Origin of the sequence: Rhizobium sp. BK376 (assembly GCF_004341625.1) — a bacterium.
GTDB lineage: Bacteria > Pseudomonadota > Alphaproteobacteria > Rhizobiales > Rhizobiaceae > Rhizobium.
The window spans coordinates 116,977-136,470 of record NZ_SLZG01000004.1 but is presented as its reverse complement, the minus strand read 5'-3'; the positions used below and the strand labels follow the sequence as shown (position 1 = coordinate 136,470).

The 19,494-nt window shown below is 58.7% G+C and carries 22 protein-coding genes and 1 tRNA gene; 10 read left to right on the top strand and 13 right to left on the bottom strand.

The features are described from left to right. Window positions 1-14 precede the first annotated feature (14 nt). Entirely contained in the window at window positions 15-266 is a 252-nt protein-coding gene (locus EV561_RS12720; protein ID WP_132521937.1) for a hypothetical protein, read from the bottom strand. Here EV561_RS12720 and EV561_RS12715 point away from each other — a divergent pair. Together EV561_RS12715 and EV561_RS12710 are read left to right on the top strand one after the other, a co-directional pair. Next, entirely contained in the window at window positions 265-924 is a 660-nt protein-coding gene (locus EV561_RS12715) for a hypothetical protein (RefSeq protein ID WP_132521935.1), read from the top strand. The two genes, EV561_RS12720 and EV561_RS12715, sit on opposite strands and share 2 nt — an antisense overlap. Window positions 925-1,004: 80 nt before the next feature. Further along, window positions 1,005-1,286, top strand: coding sequence for a BON domain-containing protein (locus EV561_RS12710; protein ID WP_132521933.1), 282 nt, complete (start codon window positions 1,005-1,007; stop codon window positions 1,284-1,286). Between the two features lie 32 nt (window positions 1,287-1,318). Here EV561_RS12710 and EV561_RS12705 read toward each other — a convergent pair. The 5 genes from EV561_RS12705 to EV561_RS12685 form a co-directional block, all read right to left on the bottom strand. Continuing rightward, window positions 1,319-1,395 (bottom strand) — tRNA-Thr (locus EV561_RS12705). Window positions 1,396-2,114: 719 nt separating this feature from the next. Continuing rightward, window positions 2,115-2,690 (bottom strand): cytochrome b, encoded by a 576-nt coding sequence (locus EV561_RS12700; protein ID WP_132521931.1) that lies wholly within the window; start codon window positions 2,688-2,690, stop codon window positions 2,115-2,117. Window positions 2,691-2,840: 150 nt separating this feature from the next. Continuing rightward, a complete protein-coding gene (gene leuD / locus EV561_RS12695) occupies window positions 2,841-3,449 on the bottom strand; it encodes a 3-isopropylmalate dehydratase small subunit (protein ID WP_132521929.1) in 609 nt (202 codons plus the stop codon). A gap of 127 nt (window positions 3,450-3,576) precedes the next feature. Next, window positions 3,577-4,005: a VOC family protein gene (locus EV561_RS12690; protein WP_132521927.1), complete on the bottom strand. Its 429-nt coding sequence runs from the start codon at window positions 4,003-4,005 to the stop codon at window positions 3,577-3,579. A gap of 117 nt (window positions 4,006-4,122) precedes the next feature. Continuing rightward, window positions 4,123-4,353 carry a hypothetical protein gene (locus EV561_RS12685; RefSeq protein ID WP_132521925.1) on the bottom strand — a complete coding sequence of 77 codons (231 nt, stop codon included), beginning with the start codon at window positions 4,351-4,353 and terminating at the stop codon, window positions 4,123-4,125. 111 nt (window positions 4,354-4,464) lie between these two features. Here EV561_RS12685 and EV561_RS12680 point away from each other — a divergent pair, with 111 nt between their 5' ends. Both EV561_RS12680 and EV561_RS12675 read left to right on the top strand, forming a co-directional pair. After that, complete coding sequence (locus EV561_RS12680) at window positions 4,465-5,367, top strand: CoA ester lyase (protein WP_132521923.1); 903 nt, start codon at window positions 4,465-4,467, stop codon at window positions 5,365-5,367. A 15-nt stretch (window positions 5,368-5,382) separates the two neighbouring features. Then, window positions 5,383-5,589 (top strand): DUF1737 domain-containing protein, encoded by a 207-nt coding sequence (locus EV561_RS12675; protein ID WP_132521921.1) that lies wholly within the window; start codon window positions 5,383-5,385, stop codon window positions 5,587-5,589. 48 nt (window positions 5,590-5,637) lie between these two features. On the opposite strand, the gene EV561_RS12670 is transcribed toward EV561_RS12675, so the two are convergent. Then, the gene (locus tag EV561_RS12670) at window positions 5,638-6,075 is read right to left on the bottom strand and encodes a metallopeptidase family protein (RefSeq protein ID WP_132521919.1); all 438 of its coding nucleotides are present in this window, start codon (window positions 6,073-6,075) and stop codon (window positions 5,638-5,640) included. 162 nt (window positions 6,076-6,237) lie between these two features. Here EV561_RS12670 and EV561_RS37850 point away from each other — a divergent pair, with 162 nt between their 5' ends. The 5 genes from EV561_RS37850 to bfr all read left to right on the top strand — a co-directional run bounded on the left by EV561_RS37850 (window position 6,238) and on the right by bfr (window position 13,000). Continuing rightward, window positions 6,238-7,188 carry a hypothetical protein gene (locus EV561_RS37850; protein WP_245512656.1) on the top strand — a complete coding sequence of 317 codons (951 nt, stop codon included), beginning with the start codon at window positions 6,238-6,240 and terminating at the stop codon, window positions 7,186-7,188. Further along, on the top strand, window positions 7,100-8,641 hold the full coding sequence (locus EV561_RS12665) for a DNA polymerase Y family protein (protein ID WP_281025460.1): 1,542 nt from the start codon (window positions 7,100-7,102) through the stop codon (window positions 8,639-8,641). The genes EV561_RS37850 and EV561_RS12665 overlap by 89 nt, the downstream gene beginning before the upstream one ends. Beyond that, window positions 8,638-12,099, top strand: coding sequence for an error-prone DNA polymerase (locus EV561_RS12660; RefSeq protein WP_132521915.1), 3,462 nt, complete (start codon window positions 8,638-8,640; stop codon window positions 12,097-12,099). The genes EV561_RS12665 and EV561_RS12660 overlap by 4 nt, the downstream gene beginning before the upstream one ends. 138 nt (window positions 12,100-12,237) lie before the next feature. Continuing rightward, complete coding sequence (locus EV561_RS12655) at window positions 12,238-12,549, top strand: (2Fe-2S)-binding protein (protein ID WP_132521913.1); 312 nt, start codon at window positions 12,238-12,240, stop codon at window positions 12,547-12,549. Next, window positions 12,515-13,000, top strand: coding sequence for a bacterioferritin (bfr, locus tag EV561_RS12650; RefSeq protein WP_132521911.1), 486 nt, complete (start codon window positions 12,515-12,517; stop codon window positions 12,998-13,000). Before EV561_RS12655 ends, bfr begins: the two co-directional genes overlap by 35 nt. Before the next feature lie 100 nt (window positions 13,001-13,100). Here the strand turns inward: bfr and EV561_RS12645 are convergent, their stop codons facing one another. The 6 genes from EV561_RS12645 to rsfS all read right to left on the bottom strand — a co-directional run bounded on the left by EV561_RS12645 (window position 13,101) and on the right by rsfS (window position 18,871). Further along, window positions 13,101-13,643, bottom strand: a complete 543-nt coding sequence (locus tag EV561_RS12645) for an RNA pyrophosphohydrolase (RefSeq protein WP_132521909.1) — start codon at window positions 13,641-13,643, stop codon at window positions 13,101-13,103. A 16-nt stretch (window positions 13,644-13,659) separates the two neighbouring features. Further along, window positions 13,660-14,850 carry a divergent polysaccharide deacetylase family protein gene (locus tag EV561_RS12640; RefSeq protein ID WP_132521907.1) on the bottom strand — a complete coding sequence of 397 codons (1,191 nt, stop codon included), beginning with the start codon at window positions 14,848-14,850 and terminating at the stop codon, window positions 13,660-13,662. 81 nt (window positions 14,851-14,931) lie between these two features. Continuing rightward, window positions 14,932-16,263 (bottom strand): S41 family peptidase, encoded by a 1,332-nt coding sequence (locus EV561_RS12635; protein ID WP_132521905.1) that lies wholly within the window; start codon window positions 16,261-16,263, stop codon window positions 14,932-14,934. After that, window positions 16,253-17,653: a murein hydrolase activator EnvC gene (locus EV561_RS12630; protein WP_207910527.1), complete on the bottom strand. Its 1,401-nt coding sequence runs from the start codon at window positions 17,651-17,653 to the stop codon at window positions 16,253-16,255. Before EV561_RS12630 ends, EV561_RS12635 begins: the two co-directional genes overlap by 11 nt. Window positions 17,654-17,832: 179 nt before the next feature. Next, entirely contained in the window at window positions 17,833-18,315 is a 483-nt protein-coding gene (rlmH, locus tag EV561_RS12625) for a 23S rRNA (pseudouridine(1915)-N(3))-methyltransferase RlmH (RefSeq protein WP_132521901.1), read from the bottom strand. A gap of 112 nt (window positions 18,316-18,427) precedes the next feature. Beyond that, window positions 18,428-18,871, bottom strand: a complete 444-nt coding sequence (rsfS, locus tag EV561_RS12620) for a ribosome silencing factor (protein WP_132521899.1) — start codon at window positions 18,869-18,871, stop codon at window positions 18,428-18,430. 240 nt (window positions 18,872-19,111) lie between these two features. Between rsfS and EV561_RS12615 the strand changes: the two genes are divergently transcribed. Beyond that, window positions 19,112-19,489, top strand: coding sequence for a winged helix-turn-helix domain-containing protein (locus EV561_RS12615; RefSeq protein WP_132521897.1), 378 nt, complete (start codon window positions 19,112-19,114; stop codon window positions 19,487-19,489). The last annotated feature ends 5 nt before the right edge of the window (window positions 19,490-19,494 follow it).

Below are 19,494 nucleotides of genomic sequence, written 5' to 3'. Positions count from 1 at the left end.
GCGCAGCATGAAATTTAAGTGAAAGGGTTTACAAGGCCGGCCAGCGATGAAATTATTTCTGCATAAAAGAGATTCTCCGGCGGAGTTGTAGCCACCCAGGCTGCTTGGGAAATACCGGAGCGCGCCCAGCGCAACAGGCGGTTCATCGCCAGGGCTGATGCCCAACAATCAATCTTGAGGTCGAGATGCGGTTTTTGCCATCGCGTCTTGCTGTCCTCGGTCGGGCTTATGCCCAATGGTGTTGACACAAATCCCGGATGTTTCATGACGAGATCCATCTATTTCCGCACGACCATGACTTTGCTTGCCACGACTATTTTGACCTGCGGCCATGTGCAGGCCGGCGATCTGTTGATCTGGTCTCCTGTCAAGACGGCGCCGCGCGCCTATCAAGCCACGGTCGGCTTTCGGGTCCCCATGGAGTGGGAGGCAAGCGCCGGCGCCGACCTTGGGCTCGGCGGTCTTCCTGGCGGCAAGATCGAAAACGGATCTCAGCTTGCGACGCTTTGGGGAAAACTCGCCGATGATCGAAACACGTTCGACGGATCGGTGAGCCGGCAGGTCGCGTTGCGCGTCGATCCGCTGCGCAGTGACAGCACGCTTGTGCTCAGCCGTTCGCGCAATTGGATCTATTCTGAGGATATCGATCTCGGAATGTCGCATTCCTTGAACATCAACTATGCAGCAAACGGAAACGAAGCCGCCTCCCTGAACGCTTCGCAGGCTCTGACGATGACGTCTCCCTGGACGGGAACGGTCGTGTCTGCCAGCGGCACGTTTACCGATGTCAGAGGCGCGTTCACGAGCTCGCTCGCCTTCGATCAATCCATTGCGCCCAATCTCAGTTTCAATGCCTCGCTCACCGATCCCATGTCATCGTCGAAATCGAGTGATTTTCGTCTGAATTATCAGGTGAAATGGTAGGCGCACTTTTCATATTCCGTTGAACCATCCCTGCGCCTTGCGCGTTTTTGCCTGAATAGAGCTTTGGAGGAGATGGAATCATGGTTTTCAAGGCAGCGACATTTCGCGGTATCGAGCCGCAGGTGGAGACCGATCACTCCACGCGAGCATCGCTTGAGGCGGCCGTCAGCAATGCGCTTGGCGTGGCCGGTGGCATAGATGCGTCTGACGTGACGGTCACTGCGACGGATGCTGATATTTTTCTCGACGGCAGCGTCGGTACCGTCGAACAGATCGAGCGCGCCACGATCGTTGCCCGATCCGTCGAAGGCGTACATGCCGTGCGAAACAGGATTTTGCTGAGCGAAGGTGGACGCGGATGAGCGTCAACCGTTGTTGCACAGGCTGATGTAAATGGAGCCCTCGCTGAGGAATTGAACCTAGGTCTTCCTGAATACAACTCAGGTGCTCTACCATTTGAGCTACGAGGACATGGGCTTAGATGTGGCTAATATTACCGGCGTTGGCAAGTAAATGGTAAATACTTGGTTAATATCGGCGATCGATGCGCCCCATACTCGCTGCAGCATGGAGTGGGGAATTCGGACTGCTACAGTCTGATCCGTTCGCAGTCGCCCGCAATTGATCGCAAGGCCAGCCAAAATCACGCATCATTCTTTGGGATTAGCCTTCCCGATCGCTCGGGGCTCGCCATGCTCTTTCGAGCTGGGGGATGCAAGCGAGCCCCTCGACTGCCCAAGCGCAGCCTGTAGAGGATCGCGGAAATAGTGATTCTCAGCCAGCGCTGGAAAGATTAATCCACAAAAGGTTTCGCTAAATAAGGAAATTTAGGCTGCCGGGCTCGCTACGCTTGGGAAAATTCGAGCCGGCAGCCTCGTTTCGCGTAATCCCCTTACGCAAGGACAGCGTATCCGAAGCTTACGTTACGTCAATTCATCCAAGCGGGCTAAAATTGGTACTATCTGCGGCGAAAAAGCAACGGTGCTCGACGCAGTTTCAAATACCCCCCAAAATGCACGGAAAAATTTGACGACGCTAAATTATTATGACCTAATGTAATTACTGGCCGTGCCCGCGGCCGGTAACTGGAGTTTCTCTTATACCCTCCCCGGAAACAGGGAGGGTTTTTTTATGCACAAAGCGAGCAAATGCCGTCTTCGATATTTGCGGCATCTTCAAACAGGCGCTGGTTACGATCGGGAGGAAAGTCCCGGGACCATCCGGTGCAGTACACGGTCGCGAAGCACGTAATGGTGCATCAGGGCAGCGGCTGCATGGATGAAGACAAAGCCGATAATCGCCCAGGCGGTATAATTGTGCAGGGGGCCGATTAAATGCCGAAAGTCCGGTCCGACGACGAAGAGGGGTGGGATCGAGAAAAGATTGAAAAATCTCAATGCGTTGCCAGCGGACCATCCCAGGAGGAAACCAAAGGTTATTTGGAGGGCCAGCAGAAGGTAGAGCAGGCCATGGACCGCGCTTGCGACCACATGCTGAAGTCCTGAAACAGCAGGCGGCAGCTTCCTCTGATTGAGAAGCCGCCAACAGATGCGCGCAATGATGACGGCCGCAAGTATGATGCCTAGGGCGGCATGGGTGGATATCAATCCGCTCCGCCAGGGAGTTCCCTTTTGCAGCAGTTCCCAGATATGGGCGCTGCCGAATTGCTCAAGCACTAGGATCGCCGTGGCCCAGTGAAGGGCGATGGTCACACTATCGTGATGAGAGGGCGATGCCTGGTAGGTTCGTTCGCGTACAGCAGTCATGTCGATGATCTCCTTGAAATGCTGCAATGCAAACACCTCGGAAGAGATTTTATTCAAAGAGACAGAACTCGATGCGCGATGAATTCGACTGAAATGAAAAAGCCGGGCGCAAGGCCCGGCTTCAAAATCAATTGGATGGAAAGAGGCCGATCAGGCCGCCCAGGGACGGGAAGCAGCGTTCGACTTCTCGAAGCTGTCGATCGCCTTGGACTTTTCCATCGTCAGGCCGATGTCGTCGAGGCCGTTCAGCAGGCAATGACGCTTGAATTCGTCGAGGTCGAACTTCAGCGAACCGCCGTCCGGGCCGGTGATTTCCATGTTTTCGAGATCGACGGTCAGGATGGCGTTGGAGCCGCGCGATGCATCGTCCATCAGCTTTTCGAGGTCTTCATGGCTGACCTTGATCGGCAGGATGCCGTTCTTGAAGCAGTTGTTGTAGAAGATATCGGCGAAGCTCGTGGAGATGACGCAGCGGATGCCAAAGTCCAGGAGAGCCCAAGGCGCATGTTCGCGCGAGGAGCCGCAGCCGAAATTGTCGCCGGCGACGAGGATCTTGGCGTTCTGATAGGCCGGCTTGTTGAGGACGAAATCTTCGTTCAGCGAGCCGTCTTCATTGTAGCGGGCTTCCGCGAAAAGACCCTTGCCAAGACCGGTGCGCTTGATCGTCTTCAGATAATCCTTCGGGATGATCATGTCGGTATCGACATTGACGACCGGCAGAGGGGCAGCAACGCCCGTCAGCTTTACGAATTTGTCCATGGCCTGGCTCCAATTTCAGCAGATCTAGTTTGGTTGATCAGCGTTTAGTCCAGTTTTCCATCGAAATGAAGGAAAATCTGCATTAGGAGCGTGGCTGCGTGCGGATTCGACGCGGCCTAGCCCTGGTTCAATTGGTCTTTCCCGGTGCGCTCATCGCCCAAAGGACACCGAAGGGATCACGAAGCTGGCCGTAGCGGTCGCCCCAGAACATGAGCTCGACCGGCATGACGACTTCGGCGCCTGCGGCGACGGCCCGATTCCACCAGGAATCGATGTCGTCGACGATGAGCTGCAGGGCGAAACTCTGCGGCTTTACCAGGAGATGTCCGTGTTCCGGATAGGCGTCGCTCATCATCAGCGAGCTGCCATTGATATAGAGATGGACATGCATGGTCCGTCCCTTCTCATCGGGGGGAACCATGAAGGCCTGCTCGGCCCCGAATGCGCGCTTATAGAACTCCGCGGCCTTCACCGCACCATCCACCGTAAGATAAGGCAGGAGCCCGTTCTTGACGGGCGGCATCTTGTGATGATCGTTTTCCGCAGTCACCTTCATCATCCTCCGTTTGGTGATTTTCAGGACGGGCCTAAGCCCAGCCTCCTCAAGGACGCAGGAAAACGGATAAGGCCGACAGGGCCAAGTAAAATTTTTGAGACAGATTGGCTGTTTCGATCAGAGATCGATGATGGTGCCGCGCCCGTCGTTCCAGATGCGCATTTCGCGCTGACCGTTCGTCTTGGCACGCACCGGGGCCGGCTTCAGGCGCAGCGAAATCGCACGAGCCGCCATGAGGACGGTAAGGATGCCGCCGACGGCAAGCGTCAGCGAAAACGTAAGGAGCGCCACCGCCGTGAAGACTGTAACGGCGGCAAGAGCGATGAACATGGTGCGGACATTCTGCATGATTTGAGACCTTTCTCTGCAATCCATGTGGTCCTTCGATTATTGCTCTGCAAGAGAAGCGTGGCTTTTTGTTGTCTTGCCTGACGGCGGAAAGCTTGGCACAAATCGGTGATGAGCCGTTTCGCACCTCCTCGCTCCATCCGTCTGCGCCGTTCGGTGCTCAGCGTTCCCGCGATCAATCGCCGGGCGCTCGAAAAGACCCATGCACTCGATTGCGATGCGGTGATTTTCGACCTTGAGGATTCCGTTGCGCCGGAGAAAAAAGCGGAAGCACGGGAAAACCTGAAGGCCTTCTGGTCCGGTCCGCCGCTTGAGGGCAGGGAGCGGATCATTCGCATCAATGCGCCGTCTTCCGAATTCGGCAATGCCGATCTGGATCTTGTCCTGGCATTGGAGCCGGATGCCGTGCTTCTGCCCAAAGTCGGCGAGCCGCAGGACGTCACCGATGTCATGGATCGGCTGAGCGATGCCGATGCTGCGGAAACCTTGCGCATCTGGGCGATGATCGAGACGCCGCGGGGTATCCTGAACGCCGCTGCGATAGCTGAGGCGGGACGCACGCCGGGAAGCCGGCTCGATTGCTTCGTCGTCGGGCTCAACGATCTGCGCAAGGATACCGGCGTCTTGCCTGAGCCGGGGCGGACCTATCTCGTGCCCTGGCTGATGCAGGTGGTTCTGGCGGTGCGCGCCTATGGGCTCGATGCGATCGACAGCGTCTATAATGATTTTAGGGATATGGCAGGCCTGGATGCGGAATGCGGGCAGGGTCGCGCCATGGGGTTCGACGGGAAGATGCTCATCCATCCCGGCCAGATCGAGGCTGCCAACCGGCATTTCGGCCCTGACGAGCAAGCGCTTGCGGAGGCGCAGGCAATCATTGCCGCCTTTGCGGATCCCGCGGCCGCCAATCTCAATGTCGTGAACATGGACGGCCGCATGGTCGAGCGCCTGCATCTTGTCCAGGCGGAGGGACTGGTCCATAAAGCTCGCCTGATTGCAGAACGACAGATTTAGCATGAAAGACAGCAGATGAAACTCTACCGTTTTCTGAGCGGCCCCGACGATTCCTCCTTCTGCCACAAGGTGAGTGCCGCCCTCAACAAGGGCTGGTCCCTCTCGGGCTCTCCGACCTATGCCTTCAACGCGGCAACAGGCCTGATGCAATGCGGCCAGGCCGTGGTCAAGGATGTCGAAGGCAAGGATTACGATCCCGAGATGAAGCTTTCCGAGCAATGATCTGAAAGCAATTCCAGGAATTGCATTAAAACAAATGGACCGACCGCATCAGCGGTCTGTCGCTTCCTCGGCGCTGGCCTCGATGCGCTCCATATCGTCGTCGCTGAGGCCGAAATGGTGGCCGATCTCGTGGATCAGCACATGGGTGATGATATCGCCCAGCGTTTCGTCGTTTTCCGCCCAATAATCGATGATCGGCCGGCGATAGAGCCGGATGCGGTTCGGCATTTCGCCGTTCTCGACGGTGAAGCGCTCGCTGACTCCGCGGCCCTCGAAGAGGCCGAGCAGGTCGAATGGCGTCTCGAGCGCCATGTCCTCGAAAACCTCGTCGTCCGGAAAGTCTTCGATCTCGATGGTCAGATTGCCGGTCAGCGCCCGGAATTCCTCCGGCAGGTGGCTGTAGGCCTCCATGGTCAGCGATTCGAATGCACTTATCGTCGGCGCGTGACGGTCCCGCCAATCCTCGCTCTGGTCAATGCGGGCCATGATGATGTCCTTTCTTTTCGCCCATATAGAACCTTTGGCTGAGTTTTTCGAGAGCGGATTCTCGCAGAGGAATAAATTCACATAAATTGGTTATTGACTCTTATTTAGCGCTCTGGAATCTATAGGAACATAACAGGAACGAAATTATCTGGAGCAACGTCCATGGCTAAGGCTGCCGTGGCGCGGGAAAAGCTTTTTGCCCTGCGTGAAACCATTGCGAAGCTCGAAGGCAAGCCGGTGCCGGCTTTGGCTGCAGCTGACATGCAGGACTTGGCAAATGGCGGTATTGAGGCGCAGAAGCGGGAGAATGCGCGCCGTCTGAGCTTCGGCATATCCGATCTGGACGAGGCCCTGGAGGGAGGGTTGCCGCTCGACGGCCTGACGGAAATCCGCACGCATATGCTGCGCGATGGCAGCTCGAGCAGCGGCTTTGCGCTGGCGCTTGCGGCACTCGTGCAGCGGCAGGATGAGGAGGAGAACCGCACCTGCCTGCCGGTTTTATGGATCGCCGACAGGGTGTCTTCGATGGAGGCCGGTGTTCCCTATGCCGTCGGCTTGAAGGATTTCGGATTGCGGCCGGAGCTTTTCCTCCATGCAAGTCCCCGCAAGCTCGAAGACGCGCTTTGGCTTGCGGAAGCGGCTGTTGAAAGCGGTGTCTTTCCTGCGACCATTCTTGAGGTGCGCGGCAATCCGAAGCCTTTCGGCCTGACCGAAAGCCGGCGATTGAATCTCAGGGCAAAGGCGTCGGAGCGTCCTCTTTTTCTTTTGCGGCAAGCCGGCGAGGAAGAAGCCAGTAGCGCTTTCTTCCGCTTTCTTGTCGACCCCGCGCCGGCTCAGGCGCGGCTTCTGCCGGATGGTTCGATGCTAGGCGGCAGCATCGGCAATCCGGTCTTTCGTCTCACCCTGGAGAAGAGCCGCAACCCGGCTCCCATCTCCCTTCTTTTGGAGTGGAATCCCCATGACCGCCGGTTTCTTCCTGTCTACCAGCCAGTCGACACTCGCCTTCCAGGCGAACGCACAGCGCATTCTCGCGATCCACTTCCCGCATCTTCCAACGGACCGGATCGCCAGAAAGCGATGGGGGCTCTCCTGGCGTTCGACCGGGCGTCCTGAGGCGCCGCCGATCGTCTGTTCCGGGCGGCAGAACAACGCCATGCGGCTGACGGCGCTGGACGAAGTGGCAGAGAAGATCGGCCTTCGAAAAGGACAGGGTGTTGCCGAGGCGCGCGCTATCCATCCCAGGCTCGACGTGATTGATGAGGATACTGCAGCTGATCGGCGTTTTCTCGAAGGCATTGCCGACTGGTGCGATCGCTATACTCCGCTTGTTGCCCTTGACGGAAAGGATGGGCTGTTTCTCGATATTACCGGCTGTGCGCATCTCTTCGGTGGTGAGGCGGCCATTCTCAAGGATATTCTCTCTCGGCTCTTTCAGATGGGGATCGATGCGCGCGGTGCCATTTCGTCGTCGCCAGGGCTCTCCTGGGCGGCAACGCGTTTTGGCAGTGGCGGGTTGATCGACGACGAGAGGGCTCTCGATGTGCTGGCCTCCTTGCCGGTTGCTGCTCTTAGGGTGGAGCGGGAGATGATCGATGCGTTGAGGAAGGTCGGGCTCAAATATGTGGGCGACGTCATGAGAGCGCCGCGGGCGCCGCTTGCCCGTCGCTTCGGTGCGGAGCTGCTTCTGCGTCTCGATCAGGCTCTGGGGCAGCAGGAAGAACCGATCTCGCCGCGCCGGCCTGTAGCCAGCCTGTCGGCGGAACGCCAGCTGGCTGAACCTGTCGGAACGGAAGACCAGATTCTTGCAATTGCCGTTCAGGTTGCTCTTTCCCTCAAGCTGTCGCTGGAGGCGCGAGGGATCGGCGGCAGGCGGTTCGAGTTGGTTCTTTTTCGCGTGGACGGCAGGGTCTTTCGCATCGCCGTTGGTGCTTCGCGGCCGCTCCGGGAGGCGAAGGCCATCGCTGCTTTGTTTGCCGAACGGCTGCAGGCAATCTATGACGATCTCGACGCTGGCTATGGCTTCGAAATTCTGCGGCTGAACGTGCTGCATCATGACATCCTGGATGCTAGGCAGGCCGATTTCGATAGTGATCGGCAGGACGAGATATCGTTGTCCGCCTTTGTCGATCGGGTCTCGGCCCGTCTCGGCGAAGATTGCCTGCAGCGTTTTGCCCTGTGCGAAAGCCATGTGCCGGAGCGTGCGGCAATCTCGATACCGGCGATCGAAGCGGAGAAGCATCATCGGCAAGCCAAAGGAGAGCCGTTTGTTCCTTTCAGAAGTGAGCGGCCCTTGCGGCTTCTGGCCAAGCCGGAGCCGGTCGAAGCCGTGCTTGCCGAGGTGCCCGACGGACCGCCGCAGATTTTCCAATGGCGGCGCCTGCGGCATCAGGTGGCAAGAAGTGAAGGGCCGGAACGGCTTGCCATGGAATGGTGGATCGATAACGCCGAAAGCCGGGATTATTTCCGCATCGAGGATGGGGCAGGCCATCGCTTCTGGATCTATCGCCAAGGTCTTTACGGCGGCGAAAATCCTCCCAAATGGTTCATGCACGGGCTTTTCGCATGACCATCCCCACCGCATTTTGTGAGATCGGCGCAAGGACGAATTTTTCCTTTCTTGAAGGTGCGTCCAAGCCCGAAGAAATGGTCGTGCAGGCCGCCGTCATGAAGCTCGGCGGTCTCGGCATAGCCGACAGAAACTCCGTCGCCGGCGTCGTGCGGGCGCATATGCAGGCCCTGCATATCGCCGCCAAATATGAGCGCTGGCAGCGTGGCGAGCTCGACGAAAAGGAGAAGGATGATCCGGTCATCGAGCCGATCCGGATCCAGCCGGGTGCGCGTCTGGTTTTTTGCGATGGAACGCCTGACATCCTTGCCTATCCTTGCAATCGTCAGGGCTGGGCCAATCTTTGCCGGTTGCTGAGCGCGGGAAACCTGAAGGACGAGGCGCAAAAGGGCTCCTGCCTTCTGAACGCGGACGACTTCCTCGAGTGGGGCGACGAGATGATGCTCGCCCTTGTCCCTGATCGTGCTGCTATCGGTGATGCGGATAGTTACCGACGTCTGGAAGACTGTCTAATACGCTTTCGCGCGAGGTTCCGCGAGGCTTTCCACCTGGTCCTTTCGCCGGCCTATGACGGCCGGGACCGGCAGAGCTTTGCCACTTTCGCGCTGCTTGCCGGTCGCACCCTGGTTCCCCTCGTCGCCACGAACCAGCCGCTCTACCATCACGCCGAACGCCGGCCGCTATCCGATGTGGTCACTGCGATCCGCGAGCATGTGCTGATTTCAGAGGCGGGTTTCCTGCTGGCGCCGAATGCCGAGCGCCATATCAAGGCCGATCGGGAGATGACCCGGCTTTTCAGGGAATATCCCGATGCGATCGACAATGCGAAGCGCTTCTTCGGCGCGCTTCAGTTCTCGATCAAGGAACTGATGCACAACTATCCGCCGGAAAACGAGCCGGGGGAAACGCCGTTCGAGACGTTGGAGCGGCTGACCTGGTCCGGAGCGGCAAAACGCTACGCTCCCAAAAAGATTCCGGAAAAAGTCGCCGAACAGATCCATTACGAATTGAAGCTCGTTCGCGAGAAGAATTACGCTTCCTATTTTCTGACCGTCCATCGGATTGTCCAGCATGCCCGGTATGAGCTTAAAATTCTCTGCCAGGGCCGGGGGTCGGCTGCAAATTCTGTCATCTGCTATTGCCTGGAGATCACCGAGGTCGATCCGCAAAAGAGCACGCTGCTCTTCGATCGCTTCCTTTCCATGGACCGCGACGAGCCGCCGGATATCGACGTCGACTTCGAACACAGCCGGCGCGAGGAAGTTATCCAGTTTATCTACAAGCGGTATGGCAAGGAGCATGCCGGGCTGACGGCGGGGGTGACGAGCTATCGCACGCGTTCGGCCGGTCGCGAGGTTTCCAAGGCCTTCGGCCTGTCGGAGGACGTGCAGTCGGCGATCAGCAGCCTCGTCTGGGGCTGGTCTGAGGACAATCTGTCGGAACGTGACGCGAAGGCGGCCGGGCTCGACATGGAGGACCCCGTAACTCTGCACGTCCTCAAATATGCTTCCGAGCTCCTTTCCTTCCCCCGGCACCTGACACAACATGTCGGTGGCTTCGTCATTACGCGGGACAGGCTCGACGAGATCGTGCCGATCATGAAGACGGCGATGCCTGCTCGCTACATGATCGAATGGGACAAGGACGATCTCGACAATGTCGGCCTCCTGAAGGTGGATGTTCTGGCGCTCGGCATGCTGACCTGCCTGCGGAGGGCTTTTTCACTGCTTGAATCACATTACGGCGTGAGGAAAGAGCTCGCGGAACTTGGCAATCGGGAACATGGCGACGAAGGGAAGCCGGTCTATGCGATGATGGGCCGGGCAGACACGCTCGGGGTCTTCCAGATCGAAAGCCGGGCGCAGATGAGCATGCTGCCGCGGCTGAAGCCAAAAGCATTTTATGATCTCGTCATTGAGGTGGCGATCGTCCGGCCTGGGCCGATCCAGGGCAATATGGTGCATCCCTATCTGAAGCGGCGGGATCAGAAAGCACAGGGCATTCCGATCGAATATCCGAGCGCCAAACTAAAGGCGGTTCTGGAGCGGACGCTTGGTGTTCCGCTGTTCCAGGAACAGGCAATGCAGATCGCGATAGACGGAGCCGGTTTTACGCCGGCGGAAGCCGATCGTCTGCGACGGGCGATGGCCACCTTCAAGAGAACGGGGACGATCAATAATTTTGAAAGAAGATTCATCAACGGCATGCTTTCGAATAACTATCCGCTCGAATTCGTGCAGCAATGTTTCAACCAGATCAAGGGCTTCGGCGAGTACGGCTTTCCCGAAAGCCATGCGGCCTCCTTTGCGCTCCTCGTCTATGCCTCGTCCTGGATGAAGGCGTATTACCCCGATGTCTTCTGTGCGGCGATGCTGAATTCGCAGCCCATGGGCTTTTATGCACCTGCCCAACTCGTTCGCGATGCGCGCGAGCACGGGGTCGAGATCCGGCCGGTCGATATCAATTTTTCGGACTGGGATTGCCTTCTGGAAGAAGCCGAGTTCGATCAAGCGAGGGTCGATTTCAGGCATGCCGATATGCGGGAGGTCATCAAGACGCGGCATGCGGTGCGTCTTGGTTTACGGCAAATCAAGGGATTGTCGGAAAAAGCGCTGGACGACTTTTTCAAGAATAGGGGAGCCGGCTATGTCTCCGTCCGTGATCTCTGGCTGCGATCGGGCCTTGATAAGGCCGATATCGAGCGGTTGGCGGATGCGGATGCCTTCGGCTCTCTCGGCCTTGGACGGCGGCAGGCCCTATGGGAGGTGCGCGCGCTGGATGTGAAGAGTGCTGCGGAAAAGCTGCCGCTATTCGACGTCGCGGGGTCTACGGATCTGCAGATCGAGCCTGCCGTTTCTCTCCCCGCCATGCTGCAGGGCGAGCAGGTGATCGAGGATTACCGCTACCTGTCACTCTCCCTGAAGGCCCATCCGGTTTCCTTCCTGCGTGAGCGGTTTGTGCAGATGGGCATTACGCGCAGTGTCGATCTCCTCACTGTTGCGAATGGCAGGATGGTGACGATTGCCGGGCTTGTCCTTGTGCGTCAGCGGCCGGGATCGGCAAAGGGAGTGATCTTCATGACACTTGAAGATGAAACGGGCGTCTCGAATGCCATTGTCTGGCCAAAAGCCTTCGAAAAGTACCGTCCCGTCGTTATGGGCGCGCGTCTGGTCAAGATCCGGGGTCGCCTGCAGAGCCAGAGTGGTGTCATCCATGTCGTTGTCGACCATATCGAGGACATGACCTCGGCCCTTGGCATCCTGCAGCGCGAGGCCAGACGCTTCGGCATCAATCCTCGCTCGGATGAAGTGGTGTATCCGGGAATGGATCAACGGGAGCGGAAATTTTCGCGGAATGCAAATAGAGCCCTCCCATTGCTTCCCCCGGCGGCGACAGATGGCAGCAGCGATGCTGGCGAGACTGCCGAGGTCATGCCGAAGGGCCGCAATTTCCATTGATTCCCGGCCCGCGTCACGCCGATGTGACAATGCGCAACAGGGTCGCTGCGGAAAAATCATGAATCTTTCTTGACAGCGGACCTCTTCTTTAGCAATTAAAGAGGATAGACAATGTCATGTTTGACGGACTGAACGAGAATGCTGGTCTGCAGTTGCAATTACATTACCGACAAGGAAATCAAAGACGTCATCAACGCCTTCCTTGATGAAGATTGTTGGCAGCTCATCGTTCCTGCAAAAGTATATCATGCCATGGAAAAGCGCGGCCGCTGCTGCGGCTGCTTCCCTGGTGTCGTCGATCTGATCATCAAGACGACCGAGGAATATCACGCCCGTCGCCACTCGACGGAAGCGGAAATATTTGATTTCATGTCCCGCCTGAGACAATTCCATGAAGAGAACAGGAGAGCGGACATTGAAAGGCGACAAAAAAGTCATCGAGCGGCTTAACGAGGCGCTGTTTCTCGAACTCGGTGCAGTCAACCAATATTGGGTCCATTATCGCCTTCTCGAAGACTGGGGATATACGAAGCTCGCCAAGAAAGAGCGTGCCGAGTCCATCGAAGAGATGCACCACGCCGACCGCCTTGTTGCCCGCATCATCTTCCTGGAAGGCCATCCGAACCTCCAGACGCTGGCGCCGTTGCGGATCGGCCAGAATGTCAAGGAAGTGCTGGAAGCTGACCTTGCCGGCGAATACGACGCTCGGACGGCCTACAAGAAATCACGCGAAATCTGTCACGATCTCGGGGACTTCGTCTCCATGAAGCTGTTCGAGGAACTTCTTTCCGATGAGGAAGGTCACATCGATTTCCTCGAGACCCAGATCGATCTGCTCAACAAGATCGGCGAAACGAAATACGGCCAGTTGAACGCCGATTCGGCGGACGAGGCTGAGTAAGCGCCTTTCGGCCAGGGTTTTGACCAGGCCTGTTCCATCCTGAAAAGAAACGCCACGCTCTCTCAAGCGTGGCGTTTCTTTTTGACGGCGCTCTGCAGCTTCAGTCGTCAACGGCGGGCAGGCCTGCCAGATGCTGGAATTCGGCAACGACCTGATCATAGACGGCGCGCTTGAAGGGAACGATCAGTCCCGGCAGATCGGTCATCGGTTTCCATTCCCAGGCGTCAAATTCGGCCTCGTGACCGCCCGGCGGCGGATTGATGGCGATCTCGCTATCATCACCTTCGAAGCGGAAGGCGAACCAGCGCTGCGTCTGGCCGCGAAACTTGCCCTTCAGGCCGATGCCGATCAGTTGCGGCGGCAGGTCGTAGTTGATCCAGTCTTTTGCCTCCGCAAGCAGGCTCACCGTCTTCATGCCGGTTTCCTCGTAGAGTTCGCGATAGGCGGCCTCTAGCGGGTCTTCGCAGTCGTCGATGCCGCCCTGCGGCATCTGCCAGAGCTGCGGCGAGCCATCATATTCGGAATTGCCGTCGGGTATGCGCCGTCCGGCCCAGACGAGGCCCTGGCTGTTCAAGATCATCACGCCGACGCATGGCCGGTAGGGCAGATCCTCTGCCTTGATGGGTTCTGGGGTCTTGCTCATCGGTTTCTCCTGCGGATCAGGGGTGTTCGGGATCGTCGACAAGGGCGGAGACACCAACGATCTCGATGCCGCGCATGGCCGCGCCCTCGCTCCATTTGCTGATGGCATCGATGCTTTCGTCGAAGGCGGAGGCGACACCGATCGCCGAGCCGTTGCGGCGGGCAATCCGCTCCAGCTCATCCAGCTTCTTCATGATGGCATCGGTCTGCAGTTCGCCGTCCAATTGCACATCGGCAAAGCCGTGGGGAACGGAGAGAGCCTTGGCGATCGTGCCGGATTTCGATTGCGCCGAGGAGCCGTCGTCGAGGAAGAGCAAGCCGCGTTTGCCGATGTCGCGCATGACTGGCTCAAGCGCATCAGAATTCGACAGGAAGCGGCCGCCGAGATAGTTCATGATGCCTGTGTAATTGGTGATTTCGCCCATGGCCTTGTGCAGCTCTTCGATATTCTTCGCTACCGGTTGCGATGTGAGCAGCGTGTCGGGACCGGGATTGTTGCCGGGATAGTCGAAGGGTTCGAAGGGCACTTGCATCAGGATTTCGTGGCCGTTGCGGCGTCCCTCCTGCATCCAGCGCTGCAGGCTGTTGCCGCTTGCGGCAAAGGCAAGGGTCACTTCCTCCGGCAGTTTCTCGATCGCCCGCTGCGTGCCGGTCTGGCTAAGGCCAAGGCCGCTCACGACAATCGCAATGCGCGTCCCACGGGCGCCGGACCATGGCCGCGCATATTGCTCCATGGGCCTTAGACCATTCGGGCCGACGATCGGCAGCTTGCCGTAGGGCGAATCCTCCAGCAGAGCATCGTTGGGCATCCCCGCCATGCGCGGATCCTGGCCCACCTGATTGGCGTCGATGATGACAGGGCCGGAGCCGTCGCGCGGTCGCGGGCTGAAGGTGGTTACGACAGAGCCGTCGCCGGTCAGCGTTCGCTGAACATTGGCGCCGGATTGCGGGTCGGCCTGTTTCATCGTGGCTTTGCCGGCATCCGCATTTGGGTTCGATTTGTCGGCGTCCGGCTGCGGTGCCGCCTTCTGCGCCGTCTCGACCGGCTCAGTCTTCTGCAATGGGTCTTTTGTCAGGGATGAATAAAGCGAGAATCCGGCGACCGCCATGAGGCACAGGCCGGCGAGAATGCGGCCGAAAGGCCAAGGCCGTCGCTTGCGGCCAGGGGGGCGATTCTGGCCCAGGGGTGCATGCAAATCCGTTCCCAATTTCCGTGCCCGCCCCGATCGGGAAACCGTCCAGTCGATAGTGTGAAGCGCCGGGCTGTTTCCGGCCCGGCGCCCTTGAGATTACTTAGAGGATACGGCCTTTTCCGGGTTCGGCGGGAAGGCCGGATCGGTCTTGGCGCCACGCAGAAGGTCGAGCGCATAATTGAGCTGGACGTCGTCCTTCGGATCCGGCGGGACATAGGCGGCAGAGCCGGAACCGGTGTCGGTCTCGTTCTGGCCCTTGATGTGGCCGCGCAGGCTGGATTCGCCTTCGGTCACCAGCTTGCCCTTCAGATCGTCCGGCAGCGGCTCGTCAACCTTGATGTCAGGCGTGATGCCGGTACCCTGGATCGAGCGGCCCGATGGCGTGTAATAGAGCGCCGTCGTCAGACGCAGCGCGCCATTCTCGCCGCTTGCGCCGAGCGGGATGATCGTCTGGACCGAGCCCTTGCCGAAGGATTGCGTGCCGAGAACGGTCGCGCGACGCAGATCCTGGAGAGCGCCGGCGACGATTTCCGAAGCGGAGGCCGAGCCTCCGTTGATCAGAACGATGATCGGCTTGCCGTCCGTCAGGTCGCCCGGGCCGGCGTTGAAGCGGCGGGTTTCATCCGGGTTGCGGCCGCGGGTGGAAACCACTTCGCCGCGCTCGAGAACGTCATCGGCAACGTTGATCGCCTGGTCGAGCAGGCCGCCCGGGTTGAGGCGAAGGTCGAGCACATAGCCCTTGAGCTTGTCGGCCGGAACCTGCTGCTTGATCTTGGCGATCGCTGCTTCGAGATCTGGCGTCGTCTTTTCGGTGAAGGATATGATGCGGAGATAGCCGACATCGCCCTCGACGCGCGACTTGACGGCAGCAACGGCGATGACGTCGCGGATGACAGTGATGTCGATCGGCTTGTCGACGCCCTTGCGCATCAGTGTCAGCTTGATCGGAGTCTTGACTTCGCCGCGCATCTTTTCAACGGCGTCTTCGAGCTTCAGGCCGCGAACGGACTGGCCGTCGATGGCCGTGATATAGTCTCCGGCAAGAACGCCAGCCTTGGCGGCAGGAGTGTCGTCGATCGGGGTGATGACCTTGACCAGATCATTGTCCATGGTGACTTCGATGCCGAGACCGCCGAACTCACCCTTGGTCTGGGTGCGCATGTCTTCGGCATCCTTGGCGTTCATATAGCTCGAATGTGGGTCGAGCGAGGCAAGCATGCCGTTGATGGCGGCTTCGATAAGCTTGTCTTCCTGAGGCGGGGTCACGTATTGCGCGCGGACACGTTCAAAGACATCGCCGAAGATCGACAATTCCTTGTAGGTGGATGCGCCGGCCGCTTCAGCCGGCAGCACTGCAGAATAGATGACGCCCATCGCGGTCGCACCCATCAATGCACCGGCGAGAACAAGTGAAGCCCTACGTATCATTGCGTGCCTTTCCAGTATCTTTGGTGGTCCACCAAGGTCGGGAATCGACCGGTTTTCCATCTTTTCGAAATTCAATGTAAAGCGTTGGCCGATCTGTTTCCAGCGCCAATGCGGTCGCGCTCGCGACTCTTTTTTCGCCCATGACAGCAAGCGGTTCGCCAGCGAAGACAAACTTGCCCTGACGCGTCTTGATCGCATCCATGCCCGAAAGCACCATGTGATAGCCGTCACCAGTATCGAGGATTACCATCTGGCCGTAGCTGCGGAAGGCACCGGCGAATACCACCGTTCCGTCTGCCGGCGCCGTCACCAGCGCTTCGGGGCCAGTCGCGATCGTCACGCCCGCGGCCGCATGTTCCGTTCCGTCATCGTCACCGAATTGACGGAGAATATCGCCTGCCACAGGCAGCTCCAGCTTCCCTTTAAGGTCGGAGAAGGGATATGCGGGCGCAATGCGGTTTTTATCGGGCACACCGCTTTCGGCAAGCGCCTTGGCCTGCTCGCGCTGCTCATCGGTGAGTTGCTCCCGGCGCGCCTGTTCCTGCCGGGCGGCTGCGGCGGCGTCTCGAACCGAGCCGATCTGGCTTTCCAGCGAGGCTACGAGGCCCTCTAGACTGGTTGCCTGGCTTGCCAGCTCCTCGGAGCGCTTGCGCTCCGCATCCAACTGGGCGCTGTTTTCCTTGCTGTGCTTGTCGTTTTCAGCGATGAGGAGGTCCATTCGGCGCTCCTCTTCCAGGCTGTTGGTCATCGTCGCTGTGAGATCCGATTTCTCGGCGGCGGCGGCGGCCTGAAGCTTGGAGAGATCGGTAAGGTCGGCCACGAGCTTGTCGGTCGCCTTGCGCATGCCCGGTACCACGGCGCCGAGAAGGATGGCGCTGCGAACGGAAGCGAGCGCATCGTCGGGCGTCACCAGCAGGGCCGGCGGCGGATTGCGGCCCATGCGCTCCAGCGCCGCCAGGACTTCCGCAAGTAGACCGCGCCGTTCGTGCAGCGACTGGCGGATGGCGTCCTCCTTCACCTTCAGGTCGGTGAGGGTTTTCTCGCTCTGCTGGATCTTGCCATCCATCTCCTTGCGGCGGGTGGCGGAATCGATCAGTGCCTGGCGCAGGCTGGCGCTGCTCTTGTCGAGCGCGGCAATGCTGTCCTGCAGCTCCTTGGTCTTGTCGGCCGACAGCGTGATGGTCTTCGACAGGGCGTCCAGCTCGGCGCGCGTCTGGTTGCGCTTCTCGGTCAGTTCAGCGGCCGGATCTGCCGGCTGTCCGCTTGCCGGTGGCGCGGCCGCTTCGCGATCGTCGGGCGATCCTGGCTGGTTTTGATCAGCCGCAACGTCGGAATCCTGCGCAATGGCAATGCTGCCGGAATTGACCGCCGATATCATAAGGATGCCCATGCCAAGGCACGCCGCAAAAGGCGGCAACAGGCGGAAAAGCGTCTTCGGGGCAGGCGTCATCCAATACGGGCCAATTTTCAATCGCGCGGAAACTAAGCTGATTTGCTGCGATTAGCCAAGAAGCATGGCCAATTCCGCAGACTGAATCAAAACAATCCTGTGTGAGCGATTGTTTAATATTATGCCCGATGATAGGGGTGGCCGGACAAAATAGTGACGGCGCGATAGAGTTGCTCGGCAATCAGGATGCGCACGAGTTGGTGCGGCCAGGTCATTTTGCCGAGGCAGATTGTGGCGTCCGCCTTGTCGTAAAGAGAGGGGTCGAGCCCATCGGCACCGCCGATCGCGATCGTCAGATCGCGCTTGCCCTGATCGCGATAATTTCCCAGAAATTCTGCAAAGGATTCACTGTCGAAAGCCTTGCCGCGCTCGTCGAGCAGAACAAGGATGCCGCCTTCGGGGAGCGCCTTTTGCAGCTGGGCTGCTTCCTCGCGTTTGCGCGTGTCGCTGCTCGATGCACGGCTTTCGGTGACTTCGGTCATGCGCGCAAGTTCGAGGCCGATCGCCGGGCCGGCCTTGGCAAACCGATCGAAATAACGGGCCGCAAGATCCTTTTCAGGGCCGGTTTTCAACCGTCCCACAGCAAAAAGCCCAATGCGCATTCCCGCTCCCAACTTGCGCTGCGTTCAAAGCAGCGCAACATCGCCATCTGCCGGAAGATGTCGACCGGCCGTTCAGCTTCGCGTGCCGGGTCCCGGAAAACTCAGGAACCTGTCAGTGCAGCTTGCTCTCGTCGATATCCGGCGCGGCCCACATCTTCTCGATGTTGTAGAACTCGCGGATTTCAGGGCGGAACACATGGACAATGATGTCACCGGTGTCAATCAGCACCCAATCGCCTGCTTCCGCACCTTCGACACGGGCGTTGCCGTATCCGTCGTCCTTAAGGTCGGTGATGAGGTGATCGGTGATCGCCAGGACATGCCTGTTCGAGCGTCCGGATACGACTACCATGTAGTCTCCGAGCGCGGACTTTCCAGCGATGTTGATGGTGACGATATCTTCAGCTTTGGAATCCTCGAGGCTGACGAGGACGGCTTGCAGGGCGCGGGCAGCGGCATCGGCGCCACGTTCCGGGCTCTTCGGGACAATGACTTGCGTCCTTCCCTTGGCGTGTACTGTTGTCAGTGCTTTTCCTTTCCTGAAATAACAGAACATGCGCTTCGTTGATCCGGGCGGCTGCCCAAATCATGTATAAAGATAGGCATCAATCCGTTAACGTTTCAAGACGCAACCATGGTCACTTTACGCCCTGAACTGCGTTTCTGTTCACATTTCGCCGCTTCTTTAGCGAAATTGCGAGCAGTTGCCCAGCTAATCTGCAAAGGCCATGATTTGACAATGCAGGGCGGCCAGGAGCAGAGGTAAAAATCGACAGGAAGTGGTGAAAACACATAGATGAGCGACGCCTTGCAACATTCTCTCCGGCTTGTCCTGCGGATCGACTTTCCGCCCGCGGATCGGCTCGGTCGCGGCAAGATGGAACTCCTTGAACATATAAGAGAAACCGGCTCGATCTCGGCCGCCGGCCGCGCGATGGACATGTCCTATCGCCGCGCATGGCTGTTGATCAGCGACCTCAACCGGATGTTCCGTGAACCCGTGGTCGAATCACAGCGTGGCGGCCAGAAAGGCGGAGGGGCTGCGTTGACCGCGTTCGGCGAGGAGCTGCTGCAGCGCTTCCGACATATGGAAGCCGTCCTGGAGCAGGCGCTTGCCGGAGAACTCGATTGGCTGGAGGCGAACCGAAGCAAGGAGCCGCCGGCAGGTTCGTAGATTTC